The organism is Brevibacillus sp. AY1, assembly GCF_029870785.1.
Lineage (GTDB): Bacteria > Bacillota > Bacilli > Brevibacillales > Brevibacillaceae > Brevibacillus > Brevibacillus invocatus.
The window spans coordinates 46,761-68,953 of the sequence record NZ_JAFLPN010000003.1; the positions used below are offsets into that span (position 1 = coordinate 46,761).

Genomic DNA, 22,193 nt, shown 5'->3' on the forward strand with positions numbered 1-22,193 from the left:
AATCCATTGGCAACTGCGTGATCTTGCCGGGAGTAAGGAGCGGTAGATATGGCACGTGTATTATTTATGAATGCTGATGTTCCACAAATTGAAGTACTACAATATACAAAATTATTTATTACACATGGTGGAATGAACAGCACCAATGAAGGGCTCTATTACGGAGTTCCGCTCGTTGTCATTCCACTAAGCGCGGATCAGCCAATCATAGCCGGGCAAGTGGCCCGTTTCGGAGCAGGCATTACCTTACACATGCAAAGCTTGACTGCAGATCAACTCCGTGAATCCGTTGATCATGTTTTAAACCACCCATCTTTCAACCAAGCTGCTGCAACGATTAGAGAATCCTTTCGGCGAGCAGGTGGGTATCAGCAAGCTGTCGATGCGATTTTTGAATGTAAAAGTCAATAACCTATCTAAATATGCCAAAGCCAGTCATATCCTATATTTCGAGTTGACTGGCATTTTTAAGAATGGATTCGATTTATCTGTTAAAAAAAGGAGGTCAAAACATGGTACTGAGATTGGAAACAGGCTGGGTCATCCCTATTGGGGACAAGGATTTGCAACAGAAGCTGCCCAAAAAATGGTTCAATTTGGATTTGAAGATTTGGATTTAAACCGTATATTTGCCATAGCGATGACTAAAAATTCAGGTTCTTATAAGGGTATGGAAAAAATCGGGATGAAACACGAAGGCACTTTCCCCCAGCATGTACGAAAGTGGGGAAGCTTTGAAGACGTCGAGCAATATGGAATGATCAAATCTGATTATGTGAAAGGGTCGCAATCCACGAAAAAAAGCTTGTCGCCATGTTGAGCGACAAGCTTTTTCCCTAGCTTCTATTATGCTTATTTCGCAGCAGCGAAACGTTTGCTTACTTCATCCCAGTTTACAACGTTCCAGAAAGCAGCGATGTAGTCAGGGCGTTTGTTTTGGTAGTTCAGGTAGTAAGCATGCTCCCATACGTCCAGACCGAGGATAGGTGTTTTACCTTCCATGACAGGGCTGTCTTGGTTAGGAGTAGAAGTGATAGCTACTTTACCGCCATCTGCGATCAGCCAAGCCCAACCGGAACCAAAACGGCCAGTTGCTGCTTTCGCGAATTCAGCTTTGAAGTTGTCAAAGCTTCCGAAAGCTGCGTTGATTGCGTCAGCCAGTTCACCTGTTGGCGCACCGCCACCATTTGGAGAAAGAACTTCCCAGAACAGGGTGTGGTTCGCATGTCCGCCACCGTTGTTGCGAACGGCAGTGCGGATACCTTCAGGCAAAGCGTCGAGGTTGCTGATCAGCTCTTCTACGCTTTTGTCTTGCAGGTCAGCATGTGCTTCCAACGCTGCGTTGAGATTGTTCACGTAAGTCGCATGGTGACGTCCGTGGTGGATCTCCATAGTCAATTTGTCGATGTGCGGTTCCAACGCATCATGCGCGTATGGCAATGCAGGAAGTTGATGTGCCATTGTAACATTCCTCCTTAGAATATGTATGGGTCAAGCCACACCTTTATTATAGTGCAAGAGAGACACTTTTACAACAAATCGGTATGCTAAGTTTCGTAATCTATCACAATGTTGTCAATTCTCTATTGAAATCATGATAGAGAGTGCTAGACTTGGAGTATTACTTTTACTCCTTAGAAAACTAGGTGATTGTGTATGGAAATGGAATTATCCACCGTTCTCTTTCTCGCATTTTTTGGTTTTGTAGCCGCGTTCATCGACAGCACCGTAGGCGGTGGCGGCCTGATCTCACTGCCCGCCCTGCTTGGTCTGGGGATTCCTCCCTACCTCGCATTGGGCACGAACAAGCTAGCAGGTACGATCTCCTCAGCTACTAGCTCTATTACCTTCATTCGCAGTGGCAAGTTTGACAAGAAGCTGATGATCATCCTCTTCCCGGTCTCGCTGATCGGAGCCTATTTTGGAGCCAAGGTGGTACTCTTCGTTCCGCAAGAGCTGTTGAAGACTCTCGTCATCGTGATGATGGCCTTGATTTTTGTTTATACCCTGTTTAACAAGCGCTTTGGGCAGGATTCCAATTACAAAGGACTTACCCGCTTTTCACTCGGGTTGGGGATTCCCCTCACGTTTCTCATCGGCTTTTACGATGGCTTTTTCGGACCGGGAACTGGCTCCTTTTTCGTCTTTTTGATGGTGCTGTTGTTCGGCTATGACTTTGTCATCGCTGCCGGGAATGGGCGCATCCTGAATCTGGCGAGCAACATCGCCGCCCTGACTGTGTTTATGATAGAAGGAAAAGTGATCTTCCTGACCGGTCTGGTGATGGGGGTTGCCATGCTGCTAGGTGCCACCCTCGGTGCACGGATGGCAATCAAAACCGGTGTACGCTACGTTCGCCCGCTGTTTCTGATCGTCTCGATCGCATTGATTACCAAAATGATTTATGAATTGATCTTTACTTGATTTTAGAAAACTTGGCTACGCCAAGCTTTTGGCGGAGCCTTAGTTGCACTTATACTATCTTCCGCTAATCTTTTTAGCGCTTTAGCGCACTCAACACTTTCCGATAGTATAAAAAAGTCAGCCTCCACTCGTGCGAGGCTGACTTTTTCTATATGGTTGGGTGCTTTCTTCACCCTGCCGGGGCAACCGCCGAGCTACCTTGCTGCAATTGATACATGTGGTAGTACTTTCCACACAGCTCCATCAAGTCATCGTGCCGTCCTCGCTCTACAATTTCACCGCGGTCCAGGACGAGAATCTGATCCGCATTTTTAATCGTCGACAAGCGATGCGCGATCATGAAGGTCGTTCTTCCTTTTTTCAGCACCTCAAGCGCCTGCTGAATGATGCCTTCTGTCTCCGTATCAATGCTGGCAGTCGCTTCATCCAATACCAGAATGGCAGGATCAAAGGCAAGCGCTCTGACAAAAGAGATCAGCTGACGCTGTCCAGCAGAAAGTGTGCTTCCCTTTTCAATCACCGGTTCGTCTAACCCTTTGGGCAGCGTGCGCAGGAGCAGGTCTGCCCCTACGTCCTGCAAAGCCTTTTCCACTCTATCGCGGGAAATCGAGGGATCATTCAGGCTCACGTTGGACGCTATTGTCCCTGTGAACAGAAAGGGGTCTTGAAGCACGATCGCCATATGCTGGCGGACGAATTGCTTTGGCAGCTGCAGAATGTTTTGCCCATCGATTTGAATCTCTCCCCGGTTGATTTCGTAAAAGCGGAAGAGCAGATTGATGATGGAGCTTTTTCCCGATCCCGTATGCCCAACCAGAGCTACCGTCTCCCCTGGCGAAGCCTCAAATGAAATGTTTTTCAACACATATTGATCTTGCAAATACGCAAAAGAAACGTTCTGAAAGCTCACTTTTCCCTGGTATCGACCAATGCTCCCCTTCTCGACATCGATGCCCGGTTCGTCCATAAGCTCAAACAAGCGATGGGCTGCGACACGAGCCTGTTCAAAATTGGCAAGCTGATTCATGATCTGGGTGATGGGCTGGAACAATCGGTTCAAATAATCAACGAAGGCATACAGGACGCCCAGTGAGAACAGCGTACCCACACCAAGAGACGCCCCGCCAAAATACCAGATAAAAAGGATGAAGGCCACGTTGCGCAACAGCATGACCATGTTGAACGATACAGTAGCATTGAGCCGAAGCATCTTGTTTTGATAGGCGAAGAGGTCGTCATTGAGTTCATCAAATTCGCGCAGCGTTTCCTTTTGCCTGCGGAAGGCTTGAATGATCGGCATTCCTTGAATCGACTCATTGATCATCCCGTTGATATCGCTGATCCGTGTACGAATGACATGATTGAAGCGCGTAGCGAACCTGCGATAAAAGAGAATCCAGACCAGCATGATCGGCAGAATAATCAAAGAGACGAGCGCCAGACGCACATCCAGCAGAAACAAGGCAATAAAAATACCGATCAGATAAATGCCGCTGGTAAAAAAGGAGGCGAGTACATTGGCGAACATCTCACGAATCGCCTCTGTGTCATTGGTCACGCGGGCGACAATTTTCCCCGCAGGCAGATGGTCAAAATACGTGACGGGCAACCGCTGGACATGTGCAAACACATCTACCCGCAATTTTTTGATCACCAGATTGGCTGATTTTTGCAGCAGGAACTTCTGCCCGTAATGAAACACCGAGGCAATCACCAGCAGTCCGCCATAGAGTGCGGCCAATACGAGCAGGCCCATTGTTTCCGGGCGAAAGAAAGCGAACACTTCCTGACTGCTCAGCTTCTGTGCCGGATACACTGCCCGCTCATTTCCCTTGACGATCGTGAGCTCAGCATCGCCAAGAACGCGCTCTCCATCCAATGGAACCGGACGATCGACAAAGACGTAAAAGCGCCCCACCTGCAAAATGCGCACTTCCTTGCCACGCTGATCCGTCTCCGACAAATGATCTTCGCGCGTGTACCACTTGCCCTGATACGACACCGCGTAAGGCTGCTCGCTAGTCTCATACCAGGGCAGCTCGATTCCCATGATGTGTGTATCAATCATCTTTTTAGCCACAAACGGCCCTGTCAGTTCTGCTGCCACCGCTATGGAAAGCATCAGCAAGGCGAGCAGGATTGTTTTTTTGAACTGTACTGCTACGAGAAATAATCTCTTTCCTACAGTCATGGCTTCACCTGCTCTTTGTTCAGAATTTCTTCCAACTGCTGGCGCTCAACCTGCTCCTTGTACCACCCGCCTAGAGCGAGAAGCTGTTCATGCGTACCCTCTTCCGTGACCCTGCCTTCATCCAGGACGAGGATCCAATCGGCGTGCTGGACTGCAGACATGCGATGCGAGGTGATGATGGTGGTTTTGCCTGCTCTCTCCCGCCGTATGTTGGTGATCATCTCCGCTTCTGTCTTCCCGTCCACAGCAGACATGGCGTCATCCAAAATCAGAATCTCCGGATTGATCATCAGTGCGCGGGCGATGGAGACCCGCTGCTTTTGCCCTCCAGACAGGGCAACACCCTTTTCACCCACCATCGTCTCCAGGCCATTCGGAAGATGCTTCACGTCCCGGGCAAAGGAAGCCTGCTGCAAGATTTGCTGAAGCTCCTCATCCGTACCAGCTCGGCCAAAGCGCACATTTTCACGGACGGTTTTGGAAAACAAAATCTGCTCCTGTGGTACGTAGCCAATCCAACTCTTGATGTTGTCCAACGAGATTTTTTCCAATGGCAGATCGGAGACCGTAATCGTTCCTCTTCCCAGCGGATACTCGCGCAAGAGCTGGCGAATCAGCGTTGTCTTACCGCTTCCGGTACGCCCTACCACACCTAGCGTCTGCCCCCGATGCAGGGTAAAGGATACATCGCTGAGCTGATCGCCCTGCGCCGACGGATAGCGAAACGTCACCCGATCAAAGCGAATAACCCCTGGCACCTCCATAGGCACTGTCTCTTCCCCATCCGTCACGTCAGCCTGATACGCCAGCGTCTCATTGACCCGATCCAAGGATGCGCTGCCTCGCTGCATGATGTTGATTAACTCTCCAATGCCAAACATCGGCCAGATCAGCATGCCCAGGTAGACATTGAACGAGACAAGCTCACCCAGTGTGAGTTTTTGTTGAAAGACCAGGTACCCTCCGTACATGATCCCGATCATGTAGCTGATCCCTACCAGCAGTTTGACCGTAGGTTCTATCAAAGAGTCGATCCTCGCCACCGCTATATTTTTTTGAAAGACATCCTCCGTCATGTCGTGAAAACGCCTCTCGTCTGCCGTCTCCTGCACATACGCGCGGATGACCCGCACACCAGATACCGATTCCAGCACCTGATCATTCAAGGCTCCGAAGGCGTTCTGGGCTTTGGAAAAGCGTTCATGGATTCGCTTGCCGTATCTGCTGATCATGAATGCCATCACAGGCAACGGTAATATGGCGGCCAGGGTTAGCTCCCAATTGATAAAGAAAAACATCGTGAGCAGAATGACACCCGTATAGCTCACCGTTTCCACCACTGTCATAACGCCAAAGCCCGTGGTCATGGCGACCGCTTTCAGGTCATTGGTCGCCCGGGCCATCAGATCGCCAGTACGATTCCTCTGAAAAAATGTAGGGGTCATCCGCAGAAAGTGCTTCATCAGTTTGGCCCGCAGGGTTCTCTCAGACAGGTAGGCTCCCCCGAATAATTTGGATACCCAGATGTAAGTGAGCAGATAGATTCCCATGGCAAGCACAGCGTAGAAGAGCACAATATCCATCAGTCTGTCAGCCGTCAATGTTCCCAGATACATCTCATCGATGGCAATCCCTATGATCTTGGGAGGCAACACCTCCATAATGCTGCTCACGATCAAGAGCAGAATCGCCACTGTGTACCGCTTCCCATTTTCTTTGAAAAACCAGTCCAGCTTGGTAAACACGGAAAACACGGCTGTCATCTCCTTCGTTATTTCCTGGAATTTCCAAAATTAGGAACAAAAAAGACATACTGCGATACGCAATATGCCTTTTCTCGTGTGAATGATAGAAAAAGCGTAAGTTACGCAAAGAAGAGTAACCTACGCCATTGGAGTCGTTTCAAAAACTGGACGGACAGCGAATTTAACGGTGATGAAATGGAGTGGTTACGTCATCTATGTAGTTGTCTTCGCGAGTCAATAGGTTGATCATCATGACGCCTCACCCCTTTCCATTCAGGTAATTTTTTCCGTAAATACATTTTGAACTTTAACACTATACTGTAAATTTTGTCAACATTTGTTTTTCTGTACCGCTTCTAAGGATAAAGAAGACATACGAAACGCGAAGAAACTCTTGGCTTTCAAGGGTTTTTTCTCTTATCGCGTTTACATGAGGGAAGTCGTCCATCATATCGATGAAATGACGATGACTATCCGATTGCATCATGCTTGAAACGGACATAAAAAGAGGTGCCTAGGCTGCTGCTCTCTACATCAATCTTGGCATGATGGCGGTTGGCCACACTATAGCAAACGGCAAGTCCCAATCCCGTACCTTTTTCTTTTGTTGTGAAAAACGGAGTCCATATCTTTTCCAATAGTTCTTCCTGAATCCCTGGGCCTTCATCCGTTACCTCCAGGACGACCTCATCATCCTTTTGATACGTCTTGACGGTGAGAGTTTTGCCAGCCGGCATGGCTTCCAGTCCATTCAAGGCGAGATTTAAAAAGAGTTGACGAATTTCTTTTCCATCCAAATAGATTTCAGGACATTCTGACAGCTCAATATGTACGTTCTTCCCACTCAATACAGCTTCTGCTTCGATCAGAGGAAGCAGGGATTTCAGCGCTTCTGCCAGGTGCTGCTTCGTCATTTCATTAGTCTTGTTCTTAGCCAATGTCAAAAACTCGGTAATGATCACGTTGGCCCGGTCCAGCTCTGCCAGCATCAAATCAACAAACTCGAACGAAGAGCCATCCTTTGTTTTCTGCGCTAATTGCAAGAAGCCTCTAACCGTTGTCATTGGGTTGCGGATTTCATGGGCTATCCCTGCAGCCATCTCCCCAATCAAGTGCAGACGATCCAAGCGAGCCATTTCCTTTTCCAGGTAGACCTGCTCCGTAATATCGGTAATGACGCTGAGAATGCATCGCTTCCCTCGAATATTGATGATCTCGGTGGACAACAACCCCTCTCTGACCTCGTGCGTATGCGTTATGTATTGAATTTTTTCGTTGCGAATCGCTTCTTCCAGATCGAGGGAGCGGTTCTTACTATTCCGTTCATTGACCAGGATCAGCCTGTCCTCCGAGGAGTTTTTTATCTCGTCGTAGGAGTACTGCATATGGTCTAGCCAGCATTGGTTTACGTCTATGTATCTCCCATCATCACATGAGCGGATGGCTATCAAGCAAGGACTAGAGTGAAAGATTTTTTCAAATTGCTCCTGGGACACCACAAGCTCCTGTGTCCGCTCTTCTACCAGCAATTCAAGGTGCTCGTAGTGAATCTTGCGCTCGATTTCCAGTTGCTTGCGCTCGGTTATATCTCGAATCGAACAGGCGAATATATGGCGCTGCCCAATCATCGCTTTGCCGATCTGAATCTCTACCGGAAAGCTGGTCTGATCCTTGCGAATGGCGACGGACTCCATAATCTTGTCCAGTACATATTCGTTGGTTTGAAAAGGCAACGCGAGTAATCGATTGATTGGCTTGTGCATCACTTCATCCGGCTCGTAGCCAAACATGGTCCTCAATGCAGGGTTGATAGAAAGTATCAGTCGATTATCATCGAACGTTATGATCGTATCGACAGATGTCTCCGAAATCGTTCGTGAAAGCGCCTCACTCTTTTGCAATTCCAAGACCGTTCGATGATAGCGCTCATTGGCTTCCTCCAGTGCGCGTGTCCGGGATTGAAGCATCTTGCTTTGATACTCGATCTTTTGCTGATTCAGGTATAGCTGGACGAAGCCCTCTACCTTCATCGCCAATGTATCCGGGTGAAAGGGCTTGAAAATATAATCGATAGCCCCTGATTCATACCCCTCCAGCACGTGTTCTGTTGCTTTGCTGATCGCGGTTACAAAAATAATCGGGATGTTTTTCGATTTCTCCCGCTGCTTGATCAGCTTGGCGGTCTCGAAGCCGTTCAGACCAGTCATTTGCACATCGAGAAGGATCAGCGCAAACTCTTCCTTTAATACCCATCGGAGCGCCTCCTCCCCTGATTGTACAGAGATCAGGCGATAACATGGAGAGTCCAGTACAGCCTCCAAGGAAAGCAGGTTCTCCTTTCGATCATCCACCAGCAAGATGTTCACTCTTTTCTCCCACTTCTGCTCCTCATCTTCCTTTTGGAAAAAAACCGCGTCCATCACAGTATCATTTGATTTTTCTATAGAACTTTTCGGTTTCGTCCATTTCTTCATAGCAGCTAGCATGGGTAGTAAACACAACTCCTTCTTTATTACCGAGTCCTAAAAATCCGTTTGTACAAAGGCTCTCGTAGATTAGTCCATGCACATGATTTTGCAGGGGTTCATTGAAATAGATCATGACGTTTCGGCAAATGATAATTTGAAACTCATTGAAGGAACCGTCTTTCACCAAATTGTGTTGAGCAAAGACCATATTGTCCATTAAAAAAGGCTCGAACTGAACCATTCCGTTTTTGACCGTATAATATTCGGAAAAAGCTGTGGTTCCTCCGGCTTGCATGTAATTCTTTGTGTATAATTGCATCTTTTCAATCGGAAAGCTGCCCCGCTTCGCCTTCTTTAGCACCGATTCATTCATGTCCGTTCCGTATAGTCTGCTCTTGTGAAGCAGCCCTTCCTCATGAAGCAAAATCGCCATCGAAAAGACTTCCTGTCCTGTGGAGCAGCCCGCATGCCAGATTCGTATGATCGGCTCATTCCGCAAAAGTGGAATGATCTTTTTACGGAAGGTTAAGAAGAATCTTGGGTCTCGGAACATTTCCGTCACGTTGATGGAGAAGTCTGCAAACAGCTTCTCCATCATTTTGGGATCATGCAGGACCTTTTCCTGCAAGCCAGAGATGGTATTCAGCTTTTCAATTCGAATTCGGTGCCAGATTCTTCGCCGGATAGAGGAATAGGTATAGTTGCGGAAATCATAGCCGTATTGACGATAGATCCCCTCCAGCAACAGTTTGATCTCGATTCTCTCCAAGTCATGCTGCAAATCACCATCGAGTTCATCCACTTCTTCCTTGTATTCGATAATCTTGGTTCAACTCCTATCCGTACAGCCATACTCGCATGAGCGACATCAACTGCTCCATGTTGACTGGCTTGCTAATGTAATCGGAGGCACCTGCTTCCATACATTTCTCCCGATCGTATTTCATCGCTTTCGCTATCAGGGCGATAATCGGCAGCTGCTGCCAATCCGGATTGCTTCTGATTTTTTCAATGGCTTCATATCCATCCATTTCTGGCATCATAATGTCCATCAGCACAATGTCGACATCCGCATGCTCCTCCAATGCCTGGATGCCTTCGCGGCCGTTCTCAGCAAAGATGACCTGCATCTTTCTCTCTTCCAGCGCTGCGGTCAGAGCAAAAATATTGCGCATATCATCGTCGACAACCAATGCCTTTTTGCCTTTCAGACCCTCGTCTTCCTCAGTTACAGCCACGATCTCCGGACTTCCTGATGCAGTGGCTGCTACCTCCAGATGTGCAAAGGTTTGATCTACCGATTCTGCTACGTGTTCCAGCGGGAGATAGAGGGTAAAGGTACTGCCTACCCCTTCTTCACTATCTACATGAATATAGCCTCCCAACAGGTTGGCCATCTCCCTGCTGATGGAAAGGCCCAGACCCGTTCCGCCGAACTTGCGGCTAGTAGTACCATCCGCTTGCTGGAACGCATCAAAGATAATTTCCTGCTTCTCGGGTGAAATGCCGATTCCCGTATCTTTCACGGCAAATACGATACTTGCTGCCTCCAAATCGGTCTGCTTCATGGAAATGTCGACCTGTACACTTCCTTGTTTGGTGAACTTGCATGCATTAGACAACAGATTGGTCAGAATTTGCTGCAGGCGCTGTTCATCCGTCTCGATTTCCTCCGGTACTCCGTCACTCAATGTGACTTTAAAATCCAGTCCCTTTTGCAATGCAATGGGCTGAAAATGCTGCTTGGCATACGAAACCATGTCTCGAATGGCGACCTTGGAGATCACGATCTCCATTTTTCCGGATTCGATTTTGGAAAGATCGAGAATATCATTGATCAGATTGAGCAAATTATTGCCTGATTTCAGTATCGTGGTCGCGAACTCCACCTGTCGCGGCGTCAAGTTTTTATCCTTGTTCTCCGCGAGAATCTGCGCCAGGATCAAAAGACTGTTCAGTGGTGTGCGCAGCTCGTGGGACATGTTGGCCAGGAATTCCGACTTGTAGCGCGATGCCTGTTCGATCTGTACCGCATTACGCTCCAGCTCCCCTTTGGCCTTCTCCAGTTCCTTGGCTTTTGTTTCCGCGTTTTTATACTGATCCTCCAGTTTTTCGTTGATGCTTCTCAGCTCTTCCTGCTGAAGCTGAAGCTCTTCTGACTGACTCTGCAGCTCTTCCGTCAATGTCTGTGATTCTTTCAGCAGATTACTGACCTGCATATGAATGTAGATGCTGTTCATCACGGTTCCGATATCACGTAAAATTTCCTGAAGAAATTCTTTTTGCAGAGGCGAATAGCTAAGAAAAGTAGCCAGCTCCAGGACGCCCAGTACATGTCCCTCATGAGAAATCGGCATGATCGTCAGCTCAGCCGGTTTAGCGTGCCCAAGCCCGGAACCTACCTGTATGTAATGATCCGGGACATGACTCAATTCAATGGCTTTATTCTCCAGGGCGGATTGGCCGACCAGACCTTCTCCAAATTCAATGGTTTTTACCTGCATCTCTTCAGCGTCATAGCCATAGGTACCTGCTTTGAAGAGTCTCTGGGAGTCTGCTTGTCCATCACGAACATAGAGTACAGCATATTGCGCATTCACCAATGGCGTGATTTTATTCACAAGCGTTTGGGCCAACTGGTTGATGTCCTGAATACCTTGGCAGCAAGACGTTACGTCCAAAACCTGCGTCTTCAGCCAGCTATGGTCACGCATCGCCTGCTTGTATTCTTTTTCTTGATGGGCGTGATTTTCCAATGATTCTGCCAATTCGTTGAAAGCACGGGCAATGTCACCAATTTCATCTTTGGTATCCATCTGGATACGCGGGAGGTTCTCTTGAGTCCGAAAAGCCACCTGGGAGATGACGGACGTAATTCGCTTTAAGCGATACCTCATATTCCGAATCTTCCACACGGCTACCAGAACTCCGAAAACCAAGCCACTCAGAATAAAAATCGTACTGATGGTTTGTATGTATTGATATTGATATGCCACGCTCCCAATTTTTCCCATTCTTTTCCTATTCTTTTCCTCTTTGCTGTTTCAAACGAAGTATGATGCCGTCAATCAGCAGGCCGATGCCCGCTCCGTAAAAAGGTGCTGCGAATCGAGTTCCCTCTGCTACGGGCAACTCTTTCATATACACGAGAAACACACCGATAATGAAACCGATCATCGTGTAACGCAGACGGGTTGGGCCCATTGCGACACCACTCCTCCGTCTTTATTTTCCGAACTTGTTCGGCATTTTCATGTTTTTCATCGTACGGCTCATTTGTTTGAGCTGCTTTTGATTCAAATTCATGCCCATCGAACGTGCCATTGCTTGCAGCTGTTTATCATCCATCTGCATGTTGGACATCTGTTTTTTCAAATAATAAGTAGCTCCGTAAAAACCACCTACAAGGCCCAGGAGCAATGTAACGATGGGGATTACCCAGTTGTACCATGCCATCTAAGCATTACCATCCTCTTTGCAAAATTATAAGCCCTTTTATTGTATCATAGTTGAACGTTCATGACATGACTCCTTAGGAAAATGATGAGGCTGCCCTATGCATGTTTTCACTCTTTTTCATATGCTAGAAAAGAGGTGATGATAAACAATGGCTCCGATCCTGATCATTGACGCTGGACATGGAGGGGTTGATCCCGGCGGCGGAAACAATGCACAGTTCACAGAAAAGAACATGAACCTCAACATTTCGCTTTATCAATATAGACGATTTCAGGAATTGAATATCCCCGTCGCGATCACACGCACGACAGATGTTACCTTAACAGCCGACCAACGCACAAAAATGGTACGAGAAAGTGGAGCGCGCTACTGCATTTCCAATCATATCAATTCTGGCGGGGGAAGAGGGTCAGAGGTGATCTACTCCATCTATGGCTCACCTCAGCTTCCCAATCTCATCCAGGCAGAATTGAAGGCTGCGGGAATGCCCAATCGCCGAATCTTCACACGTACACTCCCAAATAACCCGAAAGCGGATTACTACTTCATGCACCGTCAGACCGGCAGCGTAGAAACCGTTATCGTCGAATACGGCTTTGCGGATAACGCACAGGATGCAAGTACACTTGCCTCCAACTGGGAGGCTCTGGCCGAAGCCGTCATTCGAGCATTTTGCATCTACGCCAAATTGAACTATCGCCCGCCTGCTGCACCACCGTCACCAACTACACCACCTACGACTACCCCCGCTCCAGAAAATCCAGGTAACGGAGGAGGCAATAACGTGCCCGAATGGAAACTGGAAGGTATTAACTGGTTGTACGAACAAGGCTTCCTGAGCGACGAGGTCTGGCGTCAAAGAGTGGACCAACCGCTGCCGCTTTGGGCCGAAGCTCTGATCTTAAAACGAATGTACGAGAAGATCACGGGAGGACAATAAAGAGACATGGCCATTGACGTCCTCACTCTGTTCCGTAACGGGTAAGAGGCGTATCCTGTAAACCTGAGTAATTTTTCCTGGCCGGCACACTCACCAGCTCGTCCTCGGGAAAGCGATAGGCAGTAAGCATGCCGCCAAACACGCATCCCTGGTCGATATTGAGTGTGCCGTTCAATCGTTCTGGTTGTGGACGAGGGTCATGACCCCACACAATCAAAGGCTCTTTTAATTTCCGTTCCTTTGCCCAGTCCTTGCGAATCGGCCGTCCATCCGGTCCTGTACCGGCTACATCTCCGTACCGACAAAACGTATGTACCGCAGGGGATTCCATGCCAATGTAATCATCACGTATCCCAGCATGTACCGCTACCGCTACCAGCTTGTCATTTTGTCTGACCATCATATGAGACGGCGAAGAGAATAACAATCGACGGCTCTGCTCTTTCAACAAGGACGTTTTTTTCGGTCCAAACTCCTGCTGGAATCGCCGAAACTCCTCATCCACCTTTTCATCCCCATGCGCCAGTGTGACGGGTCTTCCATCCAACCAGCGAGCAATCTTCCATCCGTGATTGCTATCGACCATCTCAGCCGCACCTGACGCGATGTGGCGAATAAAAAATTGCAGCATCTTGATAGAAGCAGGTCCGCGACTTGTGATGTCACCAAGGGATAAGAGCTTTCGACCCTGAGGATGGCGGTATGTTCCGTCCGAACCGCGCTCGTACCCCAGTAGCCGCAAGAGTTCCATAAATTCATCAAAACAACCATGTACGTCTCCTACAAAATCAACCCCATGATCTGCGTTTAGAATCTTGGAACGCGTCTGTGGTTTATGTCTCACGGTCTGCCCTCCCTTCTTGATTCGATTATTTACTATCTTTACCACATCTACAAAAAAAAACTCACTCCTTTATTCTGGAGTGAGTCGGCTTTCGCTGTCAACCGAGGTTGTGGGTATGGACGTAAATCGCTGCCTGCGTCCGATCCTCCACATCTAATTTTGCCAGGACGTTGCTCACATGCGTCTTCACCGTCTTGATTCCGATGATCAGTTCGTCAGCGATCTCCTGATTGGACTTGCCTTTCCCGATCAGCTTCAGCACCTCCAGCTCCCGAGGCGTGAGCTGCTCATGTGGATGCGCCTCCTGACCATGACGAAAACGGGCCATGATCTTCCCGGCAACCCTGGATTCCAATACCGGTTCGCCAGCCGCTGCTGCCCGAATCGCTTTGGCAATCTCCGCTGCACGAGATGTTTTGAGCAGGTAGCTGAAAGCTCCTGCTTCGATCACGGGGTACACCTTCTCATCATCGATAAAGCTGGTCAAGACGATGACCCTGCTTGCTGGGCATTTCTCCCGGATCCGACGTGTGGCTTCGACACCGCCAATCCCTTCCATGACCAGATCCATCAGGATAACATCCGGTTGCAGCTCCACAGTCAGCCGTACGCCTTCCTCACCGCTTCCTGCTTCCGCTACCACTTCGATATCGTCCTCTGTAGACAAGTAGGCCGCCAAGCCCATTCGCACCATTTCATGGTCATCTACCAGTAAAACTCGAATCACGGATTACCCTCACCCTTCTTCACGTTCCGACTGTAAAACCAAGGGAATCCGCACTTCGATTTGCGTTCCCTTTCCAATTGCCGAATAAATTTCCATTGAACCGCCGACTTCTGCAACCCGCTCCCGCATGCTTCGCAGCCCGTACGAGGTCCATTTTTTTTCGTCCGGATCAAATCCGACGCCATCGTCGGTAATGCGCATCCGTACTTGTCCCTGCAGCGTGAACAGCTTGACCACCACTTGCGTAGCTTTGGCGTGTCTAAGCGTGTTGGACAATGATTCCTGCAGGATGCGGAATAGATGATCCTCAATTCCGCTCGGCAAGCCTTCGACTGCTTCAATCTCCCAAGACAATTGCATGCTGTTTTTTTGCGTCAGCTCTTCCAGGAGATCCAGAATGGCTTCCTTCAGGCTTTTATTTTGCAAAGTGGCAGGACGCAAATGCAGCAGCAAGGCTCTCATCTCTGCTTGCGCTGCGGCAGCCATTTCCTCCACCAACTCGATTTGTTGAGCCGCCCGTTGTGGATTTTTCTCCACCAGCCTTTTGAGCGCTGCTGTCGTCATCGCTATGGCAAACAACTGCTGACTGACGGCATCATGCAGCTCCCGAGCCAATCGCTGGCGCTCTTCCGTCACGGCCGTATGCTTCAGCTGATCAGCCAAGGCAGCATTGTGGTTGGACAAACGCTGCAAAGAAGCCACCTGCTCCTCCCACTGTGATGCCAGCCTGTTCAATTGCCACCCCAGCTCTCCAACCTCATCCGTCCCCAGCTCAGGCACACGATAGGACAGAATGCCGCGCCCCAGATTCATCGCTGATTCCAAGAGGACATTCATTCGCTTCTTCAACAGGTTGCCGTATACGTATGACGCGATCAGCCCGCCAATCGCACCGACTGGCAGGGAGATCATCAGCGCCAGGACCATGATCAGCCAATCCGGATCATTGGGAAGTGGGATCGAGGTGAACTCTTTCATATAGCTGTTCGCTTGCGGATCATTCGCCACCGTGGCGTACCATTGCTTGATCACAGGATCTTTCAGAGCCAGGAAGTAGACGCTAAAAAAGCAGACAAACGAAACAATAACCACGCTCACAGCCAGCAAAAGCCCGTAGCGCATGCACTGCCATTGTAAACTTGATAATCGCTGTCGTCGCATTTGTCAGTACCCCCTAGATGTACTTGACTTTTATATCTCCGACGAGCAGCGAGATATGAAGTTGTACTTTATTTACAGCCGTGTCGTAATGATCGGAACGCACCATGACACAGCGGCTGATTCCTCCCTGACGATGCCCGAAAACCTCCAGGTCACCCACACTCACTTCTGCCGAAACCGATACAGGCAGATCAACGGGCACATAGATGGTGACATCACCGATCCACCCGTCTACGGAAAGCCTCGCTTCCTGGTTCACCAGCATAGCCCGCGACAAATCAATCACGACGTCGCCGATCCCGTGCCAAACGTGCAGATGGCTCAGCTCAAAACGACCCGAGGTCAAATGAAAGTCGCCAATCAGTGAACTTCGGGAATCTTTAGGCAACAAAATCCCGCTGCCGTGTTGGGCATCTGCATCACGCGCATCTGAAGGTCGGGCTCCCTTCCAGCGGTAATGCCCTTCGTGAGGGGGTTGCTTTTTGGGCGGTGCTTCTTCTGAAGGCAAATCTTCTGTAACAAGCTCCTCCTCCGGGAAGCGCTCCTTTTGCTTCAGGGAAAACTTGCTTTTGCCTCTTATCAGGTTGTATCCAAAGTAAATAAACAAAAGCGGTACGCCAATCTGGAACATGTCCTCAATTCCAATTCCGAGCCACATTTCCAAAGCAATCACGACGCCGAGAAAAAACAAGATACCACCGCGGACTTTCTTTTTCTCGCCCCACAGTCGTAAGCCAAAGTATACGAGCACCATCGGCCACAGATCAAACAATCCGAACGAGATGATACCCAAGCTGTCTAACAAGAGTCCAATGCCCGTCAAGATGATCAGGACACCGGCCATCATTTTGTGCAAGCGGGACAATTTCACGAAAGTCTCCTCTCCTACGCCCCATGCTGATTGTTTCACTTACATGTATTGCGACAAGTATAAATAAAGGCAGGGGGAATATTGAACAGGGTGAAATCTGTCTCGACCCTAGAAAAACGTGCCTGCAGTTCAGCCTGAAGTTGTAATGAATATTGAAACGTAATGAACATGCCATCAGGTGCGAGTACAGATTGAACCTGATCCAAAACAGCTGCGCGCTGTTCTGGCGGGAAATTCGCAAATGGCAAACCGGAAACAATCACGTCTACTTGGGGAAGGTTCAATTCTTCCAGATACTCACGAAGCTTCGTCGCTTCCTCCCGAATGAGAAGATCGGGAAACCGAGAATGGAGCATAGAACGAAACTGTTGATCTCGTTCCACCAGCAAGTATTTTGTATCTGGTCTTATATTTTGGTAGATCGTCTGCGTAAAAGCGCCTGTTCCTGGACCCAATTCAAAAATGACATCCGTTGTCGACCAGTTGATTTGACTCAGCATGTTCTCACATAGAAACCGAGAACTGGGGATGACGCTACCGACCTGTCCAGGCTCAGCAATAAAACGCCGTAAAAAGGCCAAAAAGTCTGCCAAGAATCCGTACCTCCTAGGGGAAAAGCAGCCTGATGAGACAGGCTGCCTAATTGCCACTATCTATTCTTATCTAGTTCGGCGGAACGGTCTCTTAGATCAGGATTGATCAGCTTTAACAGCTGGTGCTGGCTTATCTGTCTTTTCCTTCTTATCCACCATTGCCGCCTTTATGCTCGCCAATTCCGCATCCAGCTCATCTTTTTCCAGCTCGGACAGTGCATTCTCCAGTCCGTAGCTTGGCTGGCGCCATTGCCCACTCATTTGGGCTTCTGCTTCCATGCGGATCACTTTTTCTTCCATGCGGGCAAATCCACGCCCTGCAGTCTGTGTACCAATGCCAACTACTGCGTGATTCACCTGTTTTTGCGTACGAGCTACCTGTGCACGTGCCATCAGCGTGAACCTTTTCGCACGCATTTTGTAGAACTCTTCCTTCAGCTCGTTCAGTTTTTCTCTCATCTGTGTCGCCGCTTCAGAAGCGGTCAGATAGAGCTGCTCGTATTCCAACGCGCGTGCTTCAAACTGCTTCTTGTCCGCCAAAGCTCGACGGGCAAGCTCATCCTCACCCTCAGCGAGCGCCAGCTTCACCTGACGATCTCTTTTCTCTACTAAGGCATTTGCTTCTTCCCACTGCTGACGGAATTTCTTTTCCAGTGCCACCTGACGGGCTACCGCCACTTCAACCTGGCCAATTTCCACTTCCATATCTCGCATATATTGATTCAGCATGACTACTGGATCTTCCATAGAATCCAATGCATCATTCACCGAAGCTACAGTCAGGTCACGCAATCGTCTAAAAATACTCATTCTCTTTTCCTCCTCATCATATCACATCAGAATGGTCTTCCAAAGTACTTCGTTCAACCCTACTAGCTTTTTTGAATGAACCGTGTTGGCCGTATATCCTTTCCCCATGCAGAGAGGGGCAAGCGATTTTGGTTACGACCGTTTTGTTTTGTTCACTCTGCTTTCCCATTGATCCAACGTTTCTTCTTTTAATACTCGACGCGCCCATTGCCGTTCCCATTCAGGTGGTGCCTCCTTGGAAACATCATCCTTGGAACGAATCAGCCGGTATCCCAGATAGATGACCCCGACCGCCAGAAGGCTGGTAAACAGTAGATGCAGCTTTCCAATCAGCATCAGGAACCCGAACAGAAAAATCAGTATGCCCCAGAAGCGAGACCCTGAACTTCCCATGATTTTTCGAGCTCCGTAGATCATGATCACTGCCGGTATCAGCAGTCCGATCACATCACCACTGTCGATGCCGATCTGATCTAACAGAACCAATCCACCAATGAGCAGTAGAACCAGCCCGAGCAGAATCTTTCCAGACCGTTCTCCCATCTTGCGTTTCCCTCCTCTCTACATCTGTTGATGCAGATGTCTTCCTCATGCCTTTATTCTAGCCCCAGACACCTGCCTGCCATAACGGGCGAGCGGTTGGTTTTTCCCTCCGTCCTCGGACGGATGTTGATTCCTGCCTCAATCGGACGAGCACGATCGACAAACCCTAAAGACCCAGACCGAATCAGGCCCTGTTCTGTCGAAGGGATTTGGTTACACCATCTGACAATAAATTGTGACGAAATTGTGAACAAACAGGATAATAAAAGGAGATTCCGGATGAGCATGGAATACGTAGGAGTGCTCGTGTAAAAAAATATCGAAAATAGCCGAGTTCCGTTTGACGGAAACGGGGGAACCATGTATTTGGGGTGAATGGCTGTCCACTTTGACAGTCTAGGGAGTCCTTTCGACCGAACCCTTCAGCTAACCTCGTAGGCTCATGAGAGGAGCAGTTCTTTTGCGCAAGTTGTTTGCTTCATTACTGATTGTTGGATTACTTGTGATGGGAGCCGGCGCTGCGCATGCGGAAGAGCAGACAACAAAGCTGCAAGATGTTGTCAGTGAACTCTACGGTGTCCCTTACAAAACTTCCGGCAAGACCAAAAAAGGATTTGACTGCTCCGGTTTCACAGGCTATGTCTTCAAGGAATTAGGTGTGGAATTGCCAGCGAGCTCTGCTGCCCAGTACAAGGTTGGTACTGCTGTTGATAAGAAGGATCTGCAACCAGGCGATCTTGTCTTTTTTAACACGAACGGCCGCAGCATCTCTCACGTAGGCATCTACATCGGAGACGGAAAATTCGTTCATTCTGAATCTGGCCGCGGCGTCGTCAACACCAAGTTGAACGACCCTTACTACTGGAGCAAGCGTTACGTAGGTGCCAAGCGCGTCAACGTACCTGTTCTGGAAGCAAAGGCAGAGGAAGTACCGGCAACTCCGGAAAAAGAAAAGGCTGTTCAAGCAGCTTCGTTGCCGCAAAACTAAACATCCATCAACACCATGTAAGCCAGGGATCTTGATCTCTGGCTTTTTCTGACTCCATTTAGTACCAGGTGTCAAGATGTGACGCTATTTTTTTGGACTTTGTCAGAATATGCTTTATTTTTTTCGAAAACGCTTCAAGTCATGTTATGATAGGCATGAGTATCCACTGAAAAAAATGCTCACTATTATATAGAAGTAACTGGGGGTATATCCTGTGCAAGATCATATTCTTATTGTGGATGATAATCAAGAAATCATAGAATTGCTGGAAGATATATTGGAAAACGAGGGCTTTCAGGTATCCTCTGCCGAGAACGGTGCCGAGGCCCTGATGCAGCTAAAGCGAGGAGAAATTCCAAACCTGATCCTTCTCGACATCATGATGCCGAACATGAGCGGCTACGAGCTTTGCTCCCAGATTCGCCGGGAGTGGGATTTGCCTATTTTATTCTTGAGCGCAAAAGGCAAAGCTGTAGACAAGGTAGTCGGCTTCGAGATCGGCGCAGACGACTACATCACCAAGCCGTTTGATACAGAAGAGCTGCTTGCCCGCATTCGCGCTCACCTGCGCCGTTACGAGCGGATTCGCAAGCACACCGAGGAACAGCCGGAAAAAGAAGCTTCTTCGTCCCCAATCACGATCCTGAAATTCAAAGGACTGGAGATTCACAAAGAAACGTACTCCGTTTTCGTGAGCGAACAGAAAATTGAGCTCTCTACAAAGGAGTTTCAATTGCTGACGTTCCTTGCAGAAAACGCCGGAATCGTCTTTACCCGCGAGCAAATCTATGATCGGGTATGGGGTTATGGGTACGGCTCCCTGAATACCGTGACCGTGCACATTAAAAATCTGCGCGAAAAACTGGAAACAGACCGCCAATTCATCAAAACGCAGTGGGGGACGGGTTATGTCTTTATCGGGGAGAAGCTCTAGATGAGCTTACGCAACAAACTGTTTCTTTCTTTTATAGGACTGATACTCCTCAATGTCCTGCTATTTAAATTTGTCTTTGAAGACATCATTGTAGAGCAGCTGAAAACAGATCGACACAACCAGTACCAGTACGAAAAGGACACGGCCGAGAAGGTGCGGTTCATGCAGCTGTTGCGCTCGCATTACTTCAAGGACCCGACTGAACGGCTGGAGCTGGACAAGCATCTGCCGGAAGACCTGATGTACAGGATTGTGATAAAAGACGCAAGAGGCAACGTGATCGATTCGCGAACCTCGAAAGCCTATGATGTGAAACAACCGAAAGTCACTTCACCACGCAATGAGGAAAGCAACAGTTCCCTCAAAATCGTTGGCGAATATCACTTTCAGATGGAGCCTCCCAGAGAAGGGGAGACGGTTATCTACTTCTACACCGATGAATATGACATCATGCAGTCTAAGGGTGTCACGATGATGCTCGGATTCATTTACGGCAGTATCACGCTCGTCGGATTAGTACTGCTCGCTCTATTCGTACGCTGGGTTCTGCATCCTGTCAATGAATTGACACGCGTCACACAGGATATTCGCAATGGCAAGCGGCTGATCTCCTTCTCCTACCGCTCGCACGACGAATTCGGTCAGCTGTTTCAATACTTTGGAGATATGGTCGATGATATGCGTGTCGTAGAGGAGCGACAGTCGGAATTGATCTCTGCGATTGCTCATGATTTTCGCACACCACTAACCACGATCAAAGGCTACGCTTCCTATATCAGCTCTGGTCGTGTGACCGATCTGGAACGCATACAAAAACAGATGCGAAAAATTGAGCAAAAAACTTCCGATCTGGAAAAGCTGCTGGATGAATTGCAGGATTTCAGCAAGGACAGCTCAGAGGTCCGTTTAAAAATTAGCCGCATCCATGTGAAGCAATTCATGAAAGGGATCATCGAGGACTATCTGGAACGCATCAAGGATGCTGGACTCTCCTTTCAATGGAAGCTGCGCGTCTCCAACGAGCTGCATATCGAAGCCGATGAGGCCAAGCTGCGGCGCGTGATGGAAAATCTGATCAACAATGCCATCTACTACAATAAACCAGACGGCTCCATTCTGATTACCTGTGACCAGCGAGATGGACATGTGCTGTTTTCCGTCATCGACAAGGGCGAAGGGATCGCTCCGGAAGATCAGACAAAAATTTTCACCAAATTCTACCGTGTAGAGAAATCGCGCAATCGCGATCACGGTGGTACGGGACTTGGTCTGAACATCTGTCAAAGCATTGTTCGACGGCACGGTGGTGATATCACGGTCGCCAGCGAACTCGGTGTGGGAAGCAGCTTTTCCTTCACCATTCCGTTCTATACCACTTAATTTTATTTCAGTTTATGTTTATTTTACTGTTTCTTTATTTTTCACTGTTATAGTAATCATCGTAAGCATGTTGCTTTCAGTGATAAATAACCCCCAGTTCCGGTATCTGACACAC

At 48.6% G+C, this 22,193-nt stretch carries 21 protein-coding genes, 1 pseudogene and 1 riboswitch; of the genes and pseudogenes, 7 read left to right on the top strand and 15 right to left on the bottom strand.

Features of this window, described 5'->3' with window-relative positions; all coding sequences use genetic code 11:
* Positions 1-78: 78 nt before the first annotated feature.
* Together JZI27_RS04925 and JZI27_RS04930 are read left to right on the top strand one after the other, a co-directional pair.
* Positions 79-411, top strand: a pseudogene (locus JZI27_RS04925) (nucleotide disphospho-sugar-binding domain-containing protein); the annotation flags it as partial.
* Entirely contained in the window at positions 383-820 is a 438-nt protein-coding gene (locus JZI27_RS04930) for a GNAT family N-acetyltransferase (RefSeq protein WP_280206947.1), read from the top strand. The pseudogene JZI27_RS04925 and the gene JZI27_RS04930, both read left to right, overlap by 29 nt.
* A gap of 32 nt (positions 821-852) precedes the next feature.
* Here JZI27_RS04930 and JZI27_RS04935 read toward each other — a convergent pair whose 3' ends face one another.
* Positions 853-1,461, bottom strand: coding sequence for a superoxide dismutase (locus tag JZI27_RS04935; protein WP_122909245.1), 609 nt, complete (start codon positions 1,459-1,461; stop codon positions 853-855).
* 195 nt (positions 1,462-1,656) lie between these two features.
* Between JZI27_RS04935 and JZI27_RS04940 the strand changes: the two genes are divergently transcribed.
* Positions 1,657-2,424 carry a TSUP family transporter gene (locus JZI27_RS04940; RefSeq protein ID WP_122909244.1) on the top strand — a complete coding sequence of 256 codons (768 nt, stop codon included), beginning with the start codon at positions 1,657-1,659 and terminating at the stop codon, positions 2,422-2,424.
* A 169-nt stretch (positions 2,425-2,593) separates the two neighbouring features.
* On the opposite strand, the gene JZI27_RS04945 is transcribed toward JZI27_RS04940, so the two are convergent.
* The 7 genes from JZI27_RS04945 to JZI27_RS04975 form a co-directional block, all read right to left on the bottom strand.
* The gene (locus JZI27_RS04945) at positions 2,594-4,615 is read right to left on the bottom strand and encodes an ABC transporter ATP-binding protein (protein ID WP_280206948.1); all 2,022 of its coding nucleotides are present in this window, start codon (positions 4,613-4,615) and stop codon (positions 2,594-2,596) included.
* Positions 4,612-6,369, bottom strand: coding sequence for an ABC transporter ATP-binding protein (locus JZI27_RS04950; protein ID WP_280206949.1), 1,758 nt, complete (start codon positions 6,367-6,369; stop codon positions 4,612-4,614). Before JZI27_RS04950 ends, JZI27_RS04945 begins: the two co-directional genes overlap by 4 nt.
* A gap of 461 nt (positions 6,370-6,830) precedes the next feature.
* Positions 6,831-8,726 (bottom strand): response regulator, encoded by a 1,896-nt coding sequence (locus tag JZI27_RS04955; RefSeq protein ID WP_348521355.1) that lies wholly within the window; start codon positions 8,724-8,726, stop codon positions 6,831-6,833.
* Positions 8,727-8,787: 61 nt separating this feature from the next.
* Positions 8,788-9,630, bottom strand: coding sequence for a CheR family methyltransferase (locus tag JZI27_RS04960; protein ID WP_280206951.1), 843 nt, complete (start codon positions 9,628-9,630; stop codon positions 8,788-8,790).
* A 34-nt stretch (positions 9,631-9,664) separates the two neighbouring features.
* Positions 9,665-11,824: an ATP-binding protein gene (locus JZI27_RS04965; protein WP_280206952.1), complete on the bottom strand. Its 2,160-nt coding sequence runs from the start codon at positions 11,822-11,824 to the stop codon at positions 9,665-9,667.
* 25 nt (positions 11,825-11,849) lie between these two features.
* Entirely contained in the window at positions 11,850-12,032 is a 183-nt protein-coding gene (locus JZI27_RS04970; RefSeq protein ID WP_122909238.1) for a hypothetical protein, read from the bottom strand.
* 21 nt (positions 12,033-12,053) lie between these two features.
* A complete protein-coding gene (locus tag JZI27_RS04975) occupies positions 12,054-12,284 on the bottom strand; it encodes a YneF family protein (protein ID WP_122909237.1) in 231 nt (76 codons plus the stop codon).
* Between the two features lie 151 nt (positions 12,285-12,435).
* Between JZI27_RS04975 and JZI27_RS04980 the strand changes: the two genes are divergently transcribed.
* Positions 12,436-13,227 (top strand): N-acetylmuramoyl-L-alanine amidase family protein, encoded by a 792-nt coding sequence (locus JZI27_RS04980; protein WP_122909236.1) that lies wholly within the window; start codon positions 12,436-12,438, stop codon positions 13,225-13,227.
* A 22-nt stretch (positions 13,228-13,249) separates the two neighbouring features.
* Here the strand turns inward: JZI27_RS04980 and prpE are convergent, their stop codons facing one another.
* The 7 genes from prpE to JZI27_RS05015 all read right to left on the bottom strand — a co-directional run bounded on the left by prpE (position 13,250) and on the right by JZI27_RS05015 (position 18,776).
* Positions 13,250-14,071: a bis(5'-nucleosyl)-tetraphosphatase PrpE gene (prpE, locus tag JZI27_RS04985; RefSeq protein WP_122909235.1), complete on the bottom strand. Its 822-nt coding sequence runs from the start codon at positions 14,069-14,071 to the stop codon at positions 13,250-13,252.
* 97 nt (positions 14,072-14,168) lie between these two features.
* On the bottom strand, positions 14,169-14,798 hold the full coding sequence (locus tag JZI27_RS04990; protein ID WP_280206953.1) for a response regulator: 630 nt from the start codon (positions 14,796-14,798) through the stop codon (positions 14,169-14,171).
* A gap of 9 nt (positions 14,799-14,807) precedes the next feature.
* A complete protein-coding gene (locus JZI27_RS04995) occupies positions 14,808-15,959 on the bottom strand; it encodes a sensor histidine kinase (protein ID WP_280206954.1) in 1,152 nt (383 codons plus the stop codon).
* A gap of 13 nt (positions 15,960-15,972) precedes the next feature.
* Positions 15,973-16,830 (bottom strand): cell wall-active antibiotics response protein LiaF, encoded by an 858-nt coding sequence (gene liaF, locus JZI27_RS05000; RefSeq protein ID WP_280206955.1) that lies wholly within the window; start codon positions 16,828-16,830, stop codon positions 15,973-15,975.
* A gap of 35 nt (positions 16,831-16,865) precedes the next feature.
* Positions 16,866-17,423 (bottom strand): class I SAM-dependent methyltransferase, encoded by a 558-nt coding sequence (locus tag JZI27_RS05005; protein ID WP_122909231.1) that lies wholly within the window; start codon positions 17,421-17,423, stop codon positions 16,866-16,868.
* Positions 17,424-17,519: 96 nt separating this feature from the next.
* Positions 17,520-18,233, bottom strand: a complete 714-nt coding sequence (locus tag JZI27_RS05010; protein ID WP_122909230.1) for a PspA/IM30 family protein — start codon at positions 18,231-18,233, stop codon at positions 17,520-17,522.
* Positions 18,234-18,365: 132 nt separating this feature from the next.
* The gene (locus tag JZI27_RS05015; protein WP_122909229.1) at positions 18,366-18,776 is read right to left on the bottom strand and encodes a LiaF transmembrane domain-containing protein; all 411 of its coding nucleotides are present in this window, start codon (positions 18,774-18,776) and stop codon (positions 18,366-18,368) included.
* Between the two features lie 317 nt (positions 18,777-19,093).
* Positions 19,094-19,232, top strand: a riboswitch (cyclic di-AMP (ydaO/yuaA leader).
* A 4-nt stretch (positions 19,233-19,236) separates the two neighbouring features.
* Between JZI27_RS05015 and JZI27_RS05020 the strand changes: the two genes are divergently transcribed.
* The 3 genes from JZI27_RS05020 to JZI27_RS05030 all read left to right on the top strand — a co-directional run bounded on the left by JZI27_RS05020 (position 19,237) and on the right by JZI27_RS05030 (position 22,078).
* Entirely contained in the window at positions 19,237-19,764 is a 528-nt protein-coding gene (locus tag JZI27_RS05020) for a C40 family peptidase (protein ID WP_122909228.1), read from the top strand.
* 214 nt (positions 19,765-19,978) lie between these two features.
* Positions 19,979-20,698 (top strand): response regulator transcription factor, encoded by a 720-nt coding sequence (locus JZI27_RS05025; RefSeq protein WP_122909227.1) that lies wholly within the window; start codon positions 19,979-19,981, stop codon positions 20,696-20,698.
* Entirely contained in the window at positions 20,699-22,078 is a 1,380-nt protein-coding gene (locus JZI27_RS05030; protein ID WP_122909226.1) for a sensor histidine kinase, read from the top strand.
* Positions 22,079-22,193: the final 115 nt, after the last annotated feature.

Bases quoted from the DNA above. Each gene is read 5' to 3' on its own strand.
- JZI27_RS04930 (WP_280206947.1), top strand. From the start codon at position 383: ATGCGATTTTTGAATGTAAAAGTCAATAACCTATCTAAATATGCCAAA.
- JZI27_RS04935 (WP_122909245.1), bottom strand. From the start codon at position 1,461: ATGGCACATCAACTTCCTGCATTGCCATACGCGCATGATGCGTTGGAA.
- JZI27_RS04940 (WP_122909244.1), top strand. From the start codon at position 1,657: ATGGAAATGGAATTATCCACCGTTCTCTTTCTCGCATTTTTTGGTTTT.
- JZI27_RS04945 (WP_280206948.1), bottom strand. From the start codon at position 4,615: ATGACTGTAGGAAAGAGATTATTTCTCGTAGCAGTACAGTTCAAAAAA.
- JZI27_RS04970 (WP_122909238.1), bottom strand. From the start codon at position 12,032: ATGGGCCCAACCCGTCTGCGTTACACGATGATCGGTTTCATTATCGGT.
- JZI27_RS04975 (WP_122909237.1), bottom strand. From the start codon at position 12,284: ATGGCATGGTACAACTGGGTAATCCCCATCGTTACATTGCTCCTGGGC.
- JZI27_RS04980 (WP_122909236.1), top strand. From the start codon at position 12,436: ATGGCTCCGATCCTGATCATTGACGCTGGACATGGAGGGGTTGATCCC.
- JZI27_RS04995 (WP_280206954.1), bottom strand. From the start codon at position 15,959: ATGCGACGACAGCGATTATCAAGTTTACAATGGCAGTGCATGCGCTAC.
- JZI27_RS05010 (WP_122909230.1), bottom strand. From the start codon at position 18,233: ATGAGTATTTTTAGACGATTGCGTGACCTGACTGTAGCTTCGGTGAAT.
- JZI27_RS05015 (WP_122909229.1), bottom strand. From the start codon at position 18,776: ATGGGAGAACGGTCTGGAAAGATTCTGCTCGGGCTGGTTCTACTGCTC.
- JZI27_RS05030 (WP_122909226.1), top strand. From the start codon at position 20,699: ATGAGCTTACGCAACAAACTGTTTCTTTCTTTTATAGGACTGATACTC.